Source organism: Paenibacillus terrae (assembly GCF_000943545.1).
In the GTDB taxonomy this organism is placed as follows: Bacteria; Bacillota; Bacilli; order Paenibacillales; family Paenibacillaceae; genus Paenibacillus; species Paenibacillus terrae_A.
In genome coordinates this window covers 123,207-137,163 of sequence record NZ_JTHP01000005.1, presented here as the reverse complement: position 1 = coordinate 137,163, position 13,957 = coordinate 123,207, and the positions used below count along the sequence as shown (strand labels likewise).

11 protein-coding genes and 1 other RNA gene are annotated in these 13,957 nt (G+C 43.7%); 8 read left to right on the top strand and 4 right to left on the bottom strand.

The genetic code is table 11. The annotated features are described in order from the left end of the window. Nucleotides 1-77 precede the first annotated feature (77 nt). The 4 genes from secG to ssrA all read left to right on the top strand — a co-directional run bounded on the left by secG (nucleotide 78) and on the right by ssrA (nucleotide 4,568). Nucleotides 78-311 carry a preprotein translocase subunit SecG gene (gene secG / locus QD47_RS04755; protein ID WP_043922593.1) on the top strand — a complete coding sequence of 78 codons (234 nt, stop codon included), beginning with the start codon at nucleotides 78-80 and terminating at the stop codon, nucleotides 309-311. 188 nt (nucleotides 312-499) lie between these two features. Continuing rightward, entirely contained in the window at nucleotides 500-3,127 is a 2,628-nt protein-coding gene (rnr, locus tag QD47_RS04750; RefSeq protein ID WP_044645030.1) for a ribonuclease R, read from the top strand. A 258-nt stretch (nucleotides 3,128-3,385) separates the two neighbouring features. Further along, the gene (gene smpB, locus QD47_RS04745; protein WP_014279183.1) at nucleotides 3,386-3,865 is read left to right on the top strand and encodes an SsrA-binding protein SmpB; all 480 of its coding nucleotides are present in this window, start codon (nucleotides 3,386-3,388) and stop codon (nucleotides 3,863-3,865) included. A 338-nt stretch (nucleotides 3,866-4,203) separates the two neighbouring features. Beyond that, nucleotides 4,204-4,568, top strand: a transfer-messenger RNA (tmRNA) gene (gene ssrA, locus QD47_RS30500). A gap of 206 nt (nucleotides 4,569-4,774) precedes the next feature. Here the strand turns inward: ssrA and QD47_RS34040 are convergent. Continuing rightward, the gene (locus tag QD47_RS34040) at nucleotides 4,775-4,975 is read right to left on the bottom strand and encodes a GyrI-like domain-containing protein (RefSeq protein ID WP_412177958.1); all 201 of its coding nucleotides are present in this window, start codon (nucleotides 4,973-4,975) and stop codon (nucleotides 4,775-4,777) included. Nucleotides 4,976-5,095: 120 nt separating this feature from the next. Next, nucleotides 5,096-5,287 (bottom strand): hypothetical protein, encoded by a 192-nt coding sequence (locus QD47_RS04740; protein ID WP_044645029.1) that lies wholly within the window; start codon nucleotides 5,285-5,287, stop codon nucleotides 5,096-5,098. Nucleotides 5,288-5,611: 324 nt separating this feature from the next. Between QD47_RS04740 and QD47_RS04735 the strand changes: the two genes are divergently transcribed. The 3 genes from QD47_RS04735 (at nucleotide 5,612) to QD47_RS04725 (ending at nucleotide 9,471) form a co-directional block, all read left to right on the top strand. After that, on the top strand, nucleotides 5,612-8,641 hold the full coding sequence (locus tag QD47_RS04735; protein WP_044645028.1) for a CdiA C-terminal domain-containing protein: 3,030 nt from the start codon (nucleotides 5,612-5,614) through the stop codon (nucleotides 8,639-8,641). A gap of 13 nt (nucleotides 8,642-8,654) precedes the next feature. Beyond that, nucleotides 8,655-8,906 (top strand): hypothetical protein, encoded by a 252-nt coding sequence (locus QD47_RS04730; RefSeq protein ID WP_014279187.1) that lies wholly within the window; start codon nucleotides 8,655-8,657, stop codon nucleotides 8,904-8,906. A 307-nt stretch (nucleotides 8,907-9,213) separates the two neighbouring features. Further along, nucleotides 9,214-9,471, top strand: coding sequence for a hypothetical protein (locus tag QD47_RS04725; RefSeq protein WP_052646718.1), 258 nt, complete (start codon nucleotides 9,214-9,216; stop codon nucleotides 9,469-9,471). 483 nt (nucleotides 9,472-9,954) lie between these two features. Here QD47_RS04725 and QD47_RS04720 read toward each other — a convergent pair whose 3' ends face one another. Further along, the gene (locus QD47_RS04720; RefSeq protein ID WP_044645027.1) at nucleotides 9,955-11,025 is read right to left on the bottom strand and encodes an IS4 family transposase; all 1,071 of its coding nucleotides are present in this window, start codon (nucleotides 11,023-11,025) and stop codon (nucleotides 9,955-9,957) included. Between the two features lie 379 nt (nucleotides 11,026-11,404). On the opposite strand from QD47_RS04720, the gene QD47_RS04715 reads away from it, so the two are divergent. After that, nucleotides 11,405-12,613 (top strand): HindVP family restriction endonuclease, encoded by a 1,209-nt coding sequence (locus tag QD47_RS04715; protein WP_200893387.1) that lies wholly within the window; start codon nucleotides 11,405-11,407, stop codon nucleotides 12,611-12,613. An 18-nt stretch (nucleotides 12,614-12,631) separates the two neighbouring features. Here QD47_RS04715 and QD47_RS04710 read toward each other — a convergent pair whose 3' ends face one another. Further along, a complete protein-coding gene (locus QD47_RS04710; protein WP_044645026.1) occupies nucleotides 12,632-13,828 on the bottom strand; it encodes a DNA cytosine methyltransferase in 1,197 nt (398 codons plus the stop codon). Nucleotides 13,829-13,957: the final 129 nt, after the last annotated feature.

Here is a 13,957-nt window from a genome sequence, read left to right as displayed (position 1 = left end):
GATATGATCATGTTTTCATAAAAGAGGCTGTGTTGTTTTGCAAAACGGATGTATTAGCTCAGGAGGTGGGATTTTTCATGGAAATCTTTTTGAAAGTGCTGCTCGTTGTGTTCTCGATTGCTGTTATTGCGGTTGTTTTACTGCAAAAGGGGAAAAGTGCAGGTTTGTCCGGTGCCATCTCTGGCGGTGCTGAGCATCTGTTCGGCAAGACAAAAGCTCGCGGTATGGATTTGATTTTACAGCGCGTGACTGCTGTTTTGGGTGCGGGCTTTATGATCGTTTCCGTTTTGGTTGCATTTTTTGCAAAATAAGCTAAATAATAACCTTAAGCCTTCGTTTCACGGGAAACGGGGGCTTTTTTTGGATTTTAGATAGGCAGGGATGCCGTCGATTGAATTCGTGTATACTAGGGTATGAGTATATAAAGAGCCTTGTATCAGGAACAAGGAACATGCGGATTATTACTGAAAATTAAAGGTCACCCGAGGTGGACGATATTATGATAACAGAGCAACAATTACTTGATTTTATGCGCGAGACCGCATACAAACCTATGACTTACCAGGAGCTTGAGCAGCATTTTGAAATTAACGACGCGGCGGATTTTCGCGAATTCCTTAAGCTTTTGAACGCGCTGGAGGAAGACGGAAAAATTCTGCTGACCCGGACGAACCGCTATGGTGTGCCGGAACGGATGGATTTGCAGCGCGGACGTTTGCAGGCTCATGCCAAGGGATTTGCTTTTCTGATCCCAGAAGACCGGGAGCACCCGGATGTGTACATTCATGCTAATGACTTGAAGAGTGCAATGAATGGAGACACGGTACTGGTAAGAGTAACGTCGAAGGGACCTTCGGGTGGCCGTTTGGAAGGCGAAGTCGTGCGGATCGTGAAGCGCGCAGTGCTACAGGTGGTAGGCGTGTTCCAGAGCCACGAAGCATACGGTTTTGTTTTGCCGGATGATAAGCGCATTAACCGGGATATTTTTATTCCAAAAGCCAGCTCCAACGGAGCCGTGAACGGTCAAAAAGTCGTTGTGCGCATTGTGAGCTATCCGGAGGGACGAGCTGCGGCGGAAGGCGAAGTGTTGGAGGTGCTGGGTCACAAGGATGATCCGGGCGTCGATATTTTGTCGGTTATTCGTAAGCATCAGCTTCCAGAAGCTTTTCCCGATGAAGTGACAGAGGAAGCGGAAAAGGCTCCCGATGCGATTACGGAAGAAGAAATTGTGCGTCAGGGGCGGCGCGATCTGCGCGATAAAACGATTGTTACGATTGATGGCGAGGATGCCAAGGATCTGGATGATGCGGTTAATGTAGAGCGTCTGCCAAACGGCAACTACCGTTTGGGCGTTCATATTGCCGACGTAGGGTATTATGTGCGTGAGAGCTCCAAGCTGGATCAGGAGGCGTATAACCGCGGTTGTAGCGTGTACTTGGTCGACCGTGTTATTCCTATGCTTCCGCATCGGCTTTCCAACGGCATTTGTTCCTTGAATCCGCAGGTGGATCGGCTGACTTTGTCCTGTGAGATGGAATTTAATGAGCATATGAAGGTCGTAAAACATGATGTTTTCACCAGTGTCATTAAAACGAAGGAACGAATGACGTACACCAACGTTCGCAAAATCCTCGAAGAGGAAGATGCTGAACTGATGGAACGGTACAAGGATCTGGTGGAAGACTTCCGCACGATGAAGGAACTGGCGTTGAAGCTGCGAGCTAACCGGATGCGCCGGGGCGCGGTTGATTTTGATTTTGATGAAGCAAAAGTGATTGTGAATGATGAAGGCAAGGCCGTGGATATTGTTAAAAGAGAGCGCACCATTGCCGAGCAGATCATTGAAGAGTTCATGCTGGCAGCCAATGAGACGGTAGCCGAGCATTTTCACTGGCTCAAAGTGCCGTTCCTGTATCGGATTCATGAGGACCCGGACCCGGAAAAGCTGCAAAACTTTATGGCTTTTGCGGCCAATTTTGGGCATCAGATCAAAGGTCGGGGGAACTCCATTCATCCGCGTGCGCTGCAAACGTTGCTGGAAGACATTCAGGGCACGAAGGAACAAACGGTGCTTAGCACCATGATGCTACGTTCGATGAAGCAGGCAAAGTACGATGCGGAGTCGACAGGACATTTTGGACTGGCTGCGGAGTATTATTCTCATTTTACATCGCCGATTCGACGTTATCCTGACTTGGTGATTCACCGTGTCATTCGTGAGGTATTGGAAAACGGTGGGGCTTTAACAGCCGAGCGTCAGGAGTATTTGACTGCACGGATGCCAGATATTGCGCAGCAATCTTCAGAACGTGAACGTGTGGCTGTGGATGCAGAGCGTGATACGGAGCAGATGAAAAAGGCTGAATACATGCTGGACAAGGTCGGCGAGGAATTCGAGGGGATTATCAGCAGCGTAACCAGCTTTGGTATGTTCATTGAGCTGGACAATACGGTGGAAGGTCTGACACGCCTGAGTGCGCTTACGGACGACTATTATCATTTTGACGAGCAGCATATGGCGTTGATCGGTGAACGTACCTCCAAGGTGTTCCGCATCGGAGATGAGGTTAAGGTTCGCGTCGCGCGCGTGAATATGGAAGATTACACGATTGATTTTGAACTCGTCGATATGAAGCAGCAGCAACGCCGTGAGCGCACGGGTGGTTCAAAGCCGGGCGCTGGCTTTACGCGTGGCGGTGAGGGCCGAGGTAAAGGAAAGCCCCATGAGGGGCGCGACCGTAAGGGCGGCAAGGACAAGGCTGGCAGAGAGCGTAAAGGCGGTCGTGATGCTGCTGTGAAGCCTAAAGAAGCTGGTTCAGGCGTAGGCGGCGGAGGTATTAGTACCGCGGGTCGTACGGGCCGTAGCGGCGGAAACGGAGCAGGAGCGGGCTCAGCCAGCGGCTTTGGTTTTGGCAGTGGCAAGGGCGGTTACAACTCGCCAGCATCAAGTGCGGGTAAACGTAAGAAGAAGACGTCAGCCAGCGGTATTTTTATCGGTGGAGCAGCTACACCAGGCAGTGATGCCAGCCCAAGCGGTGACGGCGCTGCACGTCGTAAGCGGAAGAGCAAAGGCAGTGGTGGTGGCGGTAATAGCACCGCTGGGTTTGTCCGTAAAAAGAAGAAGTAAGTGGCGGTAGCTTGCTTGTTAGATAGATGAATCTTTGGAATCAGTGTATTAAGCTGGTCTTTGGCTTAGAATTACGGCGGTTTCTGTCTGATGTTTTGGACGGAGGCCGCTTCGTTTTAAAGACTTGACCTTTCTTGCTTTTACCGTCTGGATTTTGTTACAATATAGTTCTAAGCCGCTCATTTGCAGTTATGTAGTGAACGGGCTGGAGCTTTCTTTTCACGGAATAGATTACATTAGGAACAAGGAGTGGTATTCATGGGTAAGAAGGCAGACGGGAAAGTGCTCGCCCAGAACAAAAAAGCTTCCCATGACTATTTTATCGAGGATACCTACGAGGCGGGCATGGTGTTAACGGGAACGGAAATTAAGTCTTTGCGTAATGGTCGCTCTAATATCAGTGATGCGTTTGCTACCATTCGTAATGCTGAAATTCACATCCACAACATGCATATTAGTCCTTTTGAACAAGGCAATCGTAACAATCCGACCGATCCGACGCGTACTCGTAAGCTGCTGCTGCACAAAGAGCAGATTCGCAAGCTTATTGGTCTATCCAAACAGGAAGGCTACACGATTGTGCCGTTAAAGATTTATGTTCGCAATGGCTATGCCAAGTTGTTGCTTGGACTGGGTAGAGGTAAAAAGCAGTACGATAAACGAGATGCTGCGGCCAAACGTGATGCACAGCGTGATATCCAACGCGCTCTGCGCGAGAAACAGAAAATTGCGAGATAACGTAGCTTAAGTCGGCAGACGAAGTGAAGCCAGCGTGTGATTAGGCTGGAGCTATTTTTTTAGGAACTACTTTGTTGTTACTTGAATTATTAGGCATGGTACAAATTACGTAAATAAGCTACTTGTTCCTGTAATGGTGCTATTTTATAGAGCTTAAATGGCTTCATTCCGTTTCGTTATGATGTGTAATATGCTATACTAATAAAGTAGTAAGTTAATGTTTTTGTACTTCTGAGTTTGTTCGACTGTTGAATCTCAAGATTCAGCTTCCGATATAGTATCATGCATGCTTATGCTCCGGTATTTCCGGATTTATCCGTGGAGCCCTTTTATAATAAGGGGGCGTTTATGGATTCGACGGGGATAGTTCGAGCATGGGTAGCGGGTAGTGGGGACGCGTCCGCTTCATCAACGCTAAAGCCTATTAAACGGCAAACAACAAAACAACTACGCTTTCGCAGCCTAAGAAACTGTGTGCGTGCTTCTACCCAGCATCGTCCATGTGACTGGGATAGGGGCTAACAAATAGTGGAATACGCTGTCTCATCTCCGCCTGCGGTGAGCTGAAGAAGACAATCAGGCTGACCCGAAGGGAATCCGGTGACAGGGAGTTCCTAGGGTGACATCAAAACTGTCACTACACCCGTAGAAGCTTATGTGTCGTTATCTTCGGACAGGGGTTCGACTCCCCTCGCCTCCATTTGAGTAAGACAAGAAAGCCATCAGCCAGTAATTCTGGTTGGTGGCTTTTTATTATGGTTTTAATATTTGAGATGAAGAAGTTTTACAATTGATTTTTTACTACAGGCGTACAAAGAAATGTCAATTCCAATTCAGGAGGAACACATTGATTTTTGTACCACTTATAGTTAGGTCTTGATGGTTTGCCTTCCATCCACTGTCTGGAAATCAGTCGTTAGTCAAGCGATTCCACGTTGGACCGATTTCTTCAGAAGACCCCAAATGAACTGTCACTGCATATAACCCTTCCGTGATGATGTACTCCTGTAAATCGTATGTGTTATCAAAATCAGAATCTACAGTTATTACTGCGTACGATATTTTGTCCTTCGGCGGTATTTTAGGTGAATGGTCAGGAAATACAGACATCCACTCTTTTGCGTGTGGCATGTTGTCCAAAGAGTGATGATGTAGTCATTGGTGTTCATGACAGCAATTTTGTGAATTTGGATGTTGCCGAGGTTGTACAACTCGACGTATTCAGGGCAACTACTCTAGGTTATCTCCTACTTTCAGGATGAAGATGGGACCGTAAGGCTGGAGGGAGAAATACGGATCATCTTTGTCATGGAATGAGTTGCGAAGCTGGGTGAAGTATTCCTGGATGTGTTTTAAGAAAGTGGGGGGAAGCGGTGAATATTGCAGTGAGTCGATGTCTTGCTGGGTTTGAATGATGCGCACAACGTAACCTCCTAAAAGAAAATAAGGTTTAGCCGATAACAGGAGCCTTTCAAAGTAATAATATCTATTTTCTTTTAGGGCCAAGACGGTTTTGGGTACTTCATATATTCATTCGATAGCTATGTTAATTCAAAATAACACAACGTATGGGGACTTCTGTAAACAAAATCTTTATTCTATCCGATACATACATAAGAAAGGCTTATTGTTAAAAATAACCTCTTAAACTCACGATTTAAATTATGTTGTAGTTACAAGTAAATGTACACACAAGGTAGCTGAGAAACGGTACCTAGTGTCGCTGGAAAGGAGATATGAAATCATTTGGACGTATTGCAAAACGGAATCGGATATGAAAGTCTGCGATTATATGCTCCCTTTCAGCCCCAACATATCGAACAATTGCGAATCACCAGGGCCGTAAACGATCACGCATATTTATATGTAAGTGGCATGATGTCCGAAGAACAAGGAGCCGCATGTATCGGGCAAAATATGGAGCAGGAACCGATTGTCATTCGTCAGTTGGATGAGCAAGGACAGTCGCTTAGGTGCTTGTACCACGGGCTAGTTACGCGCTTGTCGGTTCATTGTGTACGGGGAGTATATACCTTTGAACTGGAGGCGGCCTCGCATTCCTATCAAATGGATATCAAGACGAAAAGGCGCTCCTATCAGGATATTCACCGTACCTATGATGATCTGGTCACTACAATGATTCGGAAGTACATGTATGGAGATGCCATTGATACGGTAACCAACTATGCCGAGTTAGGTACTTTTGTTTTACAATATGAAGAAACCGATTGGGCCTTTTTAAGACGTCTTGTCTCTCGCTTTGGTTCGGTACTTGTGCCAGAGATCACGGCTGCATCACCTAAGGTTTTCTTTGGAATGCCAGAAGGCAAGCAGCACAAAGTAGAGCGAGATGTATTTTACAGGGTACGAAAAACGTTTCATGAGTTAGATACAGGAAAACCAGGGGAACGTGCTGGCGCGTATGTCACCTATACGATTGAAAATCTGCAATACTATGCGCTGGGGGACTTGATTACGTTACCCATCGGACAAGGCAAAGAGCTGGTTGTTGTTCGGGCAGTGACAGAGTTAAAGGACGGTTTACTCCAAACTCGTTATGATCTCCAAACCGAACAGGATATTCACTATGCTCGGTATGAAAATGATCAAGCTATCGGGATTTCACTCACGGGAACGGTGCTGAAGGTACAACAGGATTTCGTACAACTTCAACTGGAAATTGACCCGAAGCAAGACCCAGCTAAAGCCTGCTGGTTTCCGGTAGCTACCCGTTATGTCGCGGAAGAACATAGTGGCTGGTACGACATGCCTGAAGTTGGGGAACAAGTGGAGCTGTATTTACCTACACACTGTGAACAGGAAGCCTATGTGACCGAGTCCTTGCGACAGCATCGCCACGCCAATGGACAGCCAGATGTGAAGGTATGGAAACACGTACAAGGTAGCGGCATCGAAATGTCTGAGCAGGAGCTGATTCTGTCCACTTCCGATGGGTTTTCGATTACACTACATGAGGATACGGGCATCACCATTAACAGTCCAGGGAATGTGCAGATTCAGGGCGGTCATGTGAAGCTGGATGCAGGTCAGGAACTATCACTTGAAGCTGGAACTGCACTATACTTAAAAGGTGGGGCCAGCAGTATGGTGCTGGATGGTGAGACGGATACCCAAGCCCCGATCATTTTTCAGGAAGGTACGGTGAAGGCTCCTGTTTTCGTAGCTGACCTCCCTCCTGTACCTGAGCCGCCGTTGATGAATATTAAGGCGTATGAGGCAGCCCAATCGGCAGCAGCCAACGCTTCTTCCAGAAGTACAACTCCTACTCCTACGGCAAAGGTTACAAGTCCAGCGGCGCTTCAACAGGCCAATGCATTGCTAGGTACGGTATCCAAGTTATTAGGCTCCATTCCAGTAGTCGGGAAAGTGGCCAATGTGATGTTGAATACGTCGGGTGGACTAGCAGGTAAGGTAGCAGCAACAGTTTTACAAGCAACCGCAGCGATTCCTGTTCGCAGCAAAGGAACGCCTACCTTGGGAGCGTCTAAAGAAGCGGGTGTCCATCCGTTAAAACATTTGGCAGGTTTGGCGCTTCAAGGATTGATTAGTCAGTACGAGCATGAGCAAGCGAAACAAGCCTATTATAGCAAGTGGATTTTAGGCAAAGTATATACGAGTGCACGTCATGTGGCGCATTCCGGTGGTCCCCTAGAGCTCGTTCAAAACTTACTGAAAGAATCGAATGCTCTGGCTCATGCTTATCAGCAAATTCCCGCCGAGTTGAGACAGCGCTGGAGGGCAAACTACGACAGTTACATGGCTCAACAGCCGAAGCCGAAAGAAGAAGAATCTCAGTCGTGGTGGGATCTTATGGCGGCAGGCCAGCTCCAGAATGCGGAAAACGAAGCCATTATGGCGAAGCAGATGGCGAACGAGTTGGAGTATACCGCAGATGTGAGCGGAGAAGTTATATTAGGAGCAGCAGCAGCGGTTGTAGAAGATTATTCGTTTGGATTAATGAATAAGGAATATACTTCAGATCATCCGATGGCGCGTAAAACAGGTGAAGTGATCGGACATTCCTTGACAACTGTAGCTGGAGCCGTAGAAATGACGGGTGCAGTGGTAGAGGGATTCTTTGGTGGTTTGGTAACGGCTACAGGAGTAGGTGCACCTGTAGGTGTGGGTGTTATAGTACAATCTGCCCTATTGGGAGCACATGGGGCAGGGGTAACGTATACCGGAGCATCCAATAGTGTGGAAAGTGCCAAGGATCTGTATCGAATGTCTAAAAGCGAGGGTCCAGGTAGTTCAACGCCGTCTAAACCTTCTAGTGCGAAGTCAGGTAAGAGCGAAGGGACACCTGCCTCGCAGAAACCAAGCAAACCAAACGAGAAGCCGCCCGGAACTAAGGGGGCGGGTAATGCTAAGCCAACCAAAGGTGAATTCGTTGGGAACATAAATGAGTTAAAACCAGCAGAGAAAAAAGTAGCAAATGATTTAATAGAAGAAGGGAGAAAGGTTGAAAGGATTCCAGAGTCTACAATACATGGAGAAAAAACGCCTGATTTCAAAGTAGATGGGGTTTTGACTGAACTTAAATCTTTGCAAAATCCTAATGTTAATACTGGAGTTGGGAGAATAAAGGATGGATTTAAGCAACATGCGGAAAAAGTCATAATTGATGCTAGAGAAGCAGGGCTTACAAAAGAACAAGCGAAGCAAATTATTGATCGAGCTAAAGGGACTTATACAGATAGGCAGATTCCAGGAAAAGTGGAAATATGGACAAATGAAGGGAAAATTACAAACTAGGGGGAAGGTTAATATGGCTAGATTATTGTGCAAATGTGGAGAATATTTATCTACAGTAGAGGCTCCCAACGACGTTCAACTTCATGTTTATACTGATAAGGAATGGGATGATATTATAAACATGGGGGATTTAATTGATCCCCTTTCGATACCCGATCCCAAAAATGAAGTGTGGCACTGCACTAATTGTGGAAGAATTTATGTCTTTAACGAGGATAATACAGTTAAAAGGATTTATTCATTAGAAGAGGACACTGAAAAGTGAAAGTTGAAATAAAACAGGGTTTAAAGCTTAACAATGTGATTGCAAGAACCAATACCTAAAATCTAAAGCCCCTAATGGCAAAAGAAGGACGTTCAAACGTCCAGAAACGGCCTTAGGGGCTGTTTTCACATTGATACTACGGTCTGGGTTAGTCAAAAGCACGGACAGAGTATACCCCTTTTTTCTTACTGTAGGGATTGCCTAGGAATGAGGAGAATACAGTTTATATAAAAATAAATACATTTTCTAAACCTAAAAGTGGAGACCTTAATGAAGCCTATAATGATAACTAAAGGATGGAATAAACATGATCTTTGGAAGGGATGTATACTTTCATCTATTGTACACAATTATGGTGGCCCATTACCCTGAACTGTTCTATGAACATTCTTGGGATGGAATGAACTATAGTGTTATTGACGGAACAGGTGGGAGAGCAACAATTACATTCAGTGAAAAGTATTGTGTTGCAGCATTCCGAAATGACAATGTTACTCGTTCTGATGTAACAGCTGCTATTGATTATTTTAAAGGAGCACCCAATGAAGTGTTGAGAACTAAGTGACATAGATTTTTACTTAAAATAAAAGGGAAATTAGTGATGCTTCCTTTCTGGGATGTAATCTTAGCGTTGTGAGAATCGGTAGGATTTCATGATTATATCCAAAAGCGCATCAATGAGCAGAAATCGTTGCACTGTGTGGGCAACTACATCTTGCGTAGATGGCGGCTGTCACAACGGCATAGTACAAGATTGTACAAATTTTATGAAGGGATGAGGGGTGCATACAACTGCGAAAATTTGTTAAAGAGACATATGGCTCTGGTACACAACTAACTACACTATCATCGGCTGTCATTTTTTTAAGACTTACTGGGATAAGCTTGATACTTTATTTTCTCATTGATCCGACAAAAATAGATAACGGATTGCCTATATTGCTTAATCAAATAGTTATTTATTATATCACGCCTGTTGAATAACCAAAATAAGTAACTTAATTAATGAAACAAGAGGTACACTGAAGAAGAACGCGCTGAATCTGAATCAGCCATTCAACAGGTAAGTTTTGAGAAGAAATAGACGAGAAAATCGCGCAAAGGAAAGAACGGCATGTTGAGGCCATGAAGTCTGGGCAGCAGCAAATAGCCATTTGAGCAGGACATAGACGATCAGAGCGCAGAATAATTGCCCATAGACCGCATTTTCAGTCGTACCAAACAGCGTTGGAATATTCAAATGTTGCTTCATCCAACGAAAGAAGACTTCAATCTGCCATCGAGCCTTATAGATCTGTGCGATTTGTTCTGCGGTCACCTGCATTAAATCGGTAACCACCCGAATTTCCCGACCTTCAAAATCCCGAAACATCACCACACGATGACGTTGCCTGGAACGACACTGAGGTGTCCCCAACTGGCAAGTGATATCTCGAATGACGGATGAATCTGGCTTTGTAAGGCGACGTAGCGCATGAGGCTTTTCCAAATGGACGTTGTCGCGAAGTCGAATGACAAACGATTGTCTATGGGTTTTGAAGTTATAAAGACGCTCCAGTTTCCCATAAGCACGGTCCATCACCACAATGTAGTCCGGTTGAGCCAACGCATCACTCACGGGGCCATCATGTCTTGAACCCAGCGTTTCCATCACCTGAAGAGGTTGCCCATTTTCTGCTCGTAAAGCGACATGAAGTTTAATGCCCGCACGCTCTCCGTGATAAGGAGCCCAAGGCAAACGCGTTTTTCCCACCGTCATCGTGGTTGAATCGATGAGTAATAATTCTTTTGGGAAAGTCAGTTTCCGACGTGCTTCCCGGTTACATTTGCGAACAAGTAGATGAAAAAGTTCCTTAAATACGGAAAACGGGACTTCAGCGGCTTTGGTTGAAAAGCGTGAATAATGGACGACAGGCAAGCCACAGAGAGCCGCATAATCTACGCTGGATCGATAGCTACTCCATTGTTCTAACGCAGCCATGCACCCGTATTGGAGTAAATGGTACACCGTAAACTTGCGGGCTTTGTCTTCATAACCTATTAACTTCACAACCCTTTGAACTTCTTCAGGAGTCAGCATGGATTGAAGGATAGATGTAATCGTGATGGAATTTTTCATGAGATCGTCTTCTTTCGGATTCGTTTGGCTGGTACTAACGATTCTACAGAAAAGACGATCTTTTTTCTACCATTTTGTGGTTATCCAACAGGCCTGACTATATTTATATGATATTTAATGAAAAATACGATGAAGACTAAGCTTAACTGCTTTACGATGATTGAATAAGCAGATAATTGTTACCAATCGAAGGGTGTTAAATATGAATATTAATGGTTTCCTGATTTGCCGTAGAAAAAAATACCAGTAAGCTGATACAATAGACTTATTAAATTTACTCTTAGGGGATGGCGTAAGATAAGCTAATTGTAATAGCAAATGCTTGAAGAAAGGGTTATAGTTTTCAAAAATTGAGTATTTAGTGACAGGGGGACCTAATGTGAGGTTATCTAAGGCATTGTCTATAAAGACTTTAGTAAAGGGATTGGAGGATAATACACCCACGTTGTACGGAATTACGAAGTCAAATAGAAAACCCAAAAATTTCTTTGGAAAAAATCAATTCAATAGTTCATTTCCAGTATCACTCGCTTGCTATATGCGTGATATAAATCAAAGCGCAGTTTATTTAGCTTTAAATAACCATTTAGATGTAGAAGCAAGGGAAATAAGCTTTGATGAGGTATTCAATACTTCCGAACCGAACGAAAAGATTGTGTTTAACTTTGAATCGGTTTTTGAACCATATAAGGTCTATTCATATGGAGATATCACTGGAATTGACCTTGTAGTTAAGGACTTGGATGGTGAGTACTTGAGAGCCCTGGAAATAAAATTAACTGTAATACCAGATAGTGGAAGTGCAAAGCAAGACCCCTCTCTGTGGGGAGCTGAGCTAGTAATTAGACCAGCATCAACGCTTTATTGTGCATTAGGAATGTTTGATTCATGTAAAGATGAATCTGATAGAATACGCGAAATTTTTGAGCCAGTATGTCATCAAATTAGAGACTGGACAAGTACTACTGAAGTATATTCAAAGAAAACTGAAATTCTTGCTGCATTGAACGAGTTTCAGGAAGAGTTTCATGAGAGACAAAAACCGTTTCTACTTCAACCAATATGGAGAACGTTGGGAGTAGCCCCTGTATTAGATGATAATGCTTTTGATATTTTCGTATGGAGTGATTTTGCCTTATGCAGAACCTTTATCGATCGATCAAAAGAGGAAGACCAAATAGAAGATGCTAAAGGAAAGAAAAAATCTAGAGATAAGAAAGAGGAAGTTAATCGATATTTTAGAAGTGCTGCGAGGCTAGCTAGAATTCTTTTTGAATTATCAAGTTCTTCTACAATGAAGACTAATACGAGTAGAATTTATACTGAAATGACATTTGGTAGACAAACTGACAAGGAATTTGCACTCAATGGAAGAATCACCAGAGGATATATGAATTCGCCCCGTAGAATTAAACCAATACTAAAGCGTGATATACTTCCTAATATAATCTTAAATGGTGGAGTAAAAGAACTTAGTCCGGAACGTCGATTTGATCAAACTATCTATTTCACAGCCGCTGATCTATTTGTTGAGAATAGCCGTGAAGAAGAGGTAATAGAAGAAGAAGAGACACCAAGAGAAGAATAGAAAGAAGCGGCAGGCATCTTAATGATGCACTGCCGTTTCTTTAAATTGTTTATACAAACGAATACTTCTTCTAAGCTGTGACTGAACTGAGGGTTTTATCAACTTAAATTCAGGGTTTAATGACATGTGGTAAAGGCACTCATCGCAGGATTTATCATTTGATAAGTCGACATAATTTGAGGCTCTTCTTAATCTCGATATTACATCACGTGAGGACCTACTCTTCATTTCGCATTTATTTTGTAGCCATTCTTGAAAAAGAATATCCGTATTTGATGCTGGTTGTACTTCATCATTAACTTCAGGAGTAACATTTCCTCCGATGTTGGTATATTGCAGTATGGATCTTGCAATAAATTCAGCCAAATTAACAGGTACTGCATTACCTATCATTTGTTCAAGAGTTGTTTTTGCGGTGTTAGGCGGCCACTGGTAGGAAGTAGGGAAAGTTTGCAACCGAGCTCTTTCTATAGTGGAAAGTGGTCTAAGTTCTTCATTAATAGGAGCAGTATCATTTGGGTGTCCTATGTAACCCCGTGGGACAGGTCTATTAACTCCTCGAACAGTTGGTGCAGGTTCATCAATGGAAAAGATCCCTCTTCGACTGTAATTTCTAGGATGACGATAGTAATGTTCTATTCCTAATTCCATTCCTAAATAGTCACGTATAGTAGTTTGTCTCGTAGATATGTTTGAGTTAATGATATCATCCAAAAAACCATCCTCAGCATCTAATAAGCCTATACAAAAGAATCGCTTTCTATTTTGGGGAACACCACAAAAACTCGCATTTAATACTTTTTCAGTTAATCCATAACCAGCATCTTTAAATAATTTTCTCGTCAATTGATATGCTTGACTTTTTTGAGATCTATCAACATTTTCCATTACAAACCATCTCGGACGTATCCTCTTTATTATTTTTCCATATGCTAGGGTAAGATCTGCCCTAACTCCTTCTGTTCGCTTACCAGCATGAGAAAAGTCTTGGCACGGCGGCCCTCCAATAATAATATCTGGTGCGTGTCTGGATATGTGCTCAACTGCAGCATCGACATCACTCAAATCTTGTTTAAATACGGGATGTTGAAAGTTTTCTCCGTAACATTCTATAGCTGCATCCCAATACTCATAAGCTGCAACTATGTCATATTCTAAATTCTGAAATCCAAGGGACATTCCCCCACAACCGGAAAATAGATCAACTGTTCTCATATTGGATATTCACTCCTTTCAATTAAATTAACACATAAAGAGAAAGGCGTCAATTTTTTGACGCCTTTCTCTAATTGTCGCTAGGTTATTTTGTCTGTTTTGTAACTCAATCAATAGCATATAACTACA

Coding starts and splice junctions, on each gene's coding strand:
- secG (WP_043922593.1), top strand. CDS start 78: ATGGAAATCTTTTTGAAAGTGCTGCTCGTTGTGTTCTCGATTGCTGTT.
- rnr (WP_044645030.1), top strand. CDS start 500: ATGATAACAGAGCAACAATTACTTGATTTTATGCGCGAGACCGCATAC.
- smpB (WP_014279183.1), top strand. CDS start 3,386: ATGGGTAAGAAGGCAGACGGGAAAGTGCTCGCCCAGAACAAAAAAGCT.
- QD47_RS34040 (WP_412177958.1), bottom strand. CDS start 4,975: ATGTCTGTATTTCCTGACCATTCACCTAAAATACCGCCGAAGGACAAA.
- QD47_RS04730 (WP_014279187.1), top strand. CDS start 8,655: ATGGCTAGATTATTGTGCAAATGTGGAGAATATTTATCTACAGTAGAG.
- QD47_RS04725 (WP_052646718.1), top strand. CDS start 9,214: ATGATCTTTGGAAGGGATGTATACTTTCATCTATTGTACACAATTATG.
- QD47_RS04720 (WP_044645027.1), bottom strand. CDS start 11,025: ATGAAAAATTCCATCACGATTACATCTATCCTTCAATCCATGCTGACT.
- QD47_RS04710 (WP_044645026.1), bottom strand. CDS start 13,828: ATGAGAACAGTTGATCTATTTTCCGGTTGTGGGGGAATGTCCCTTGGA.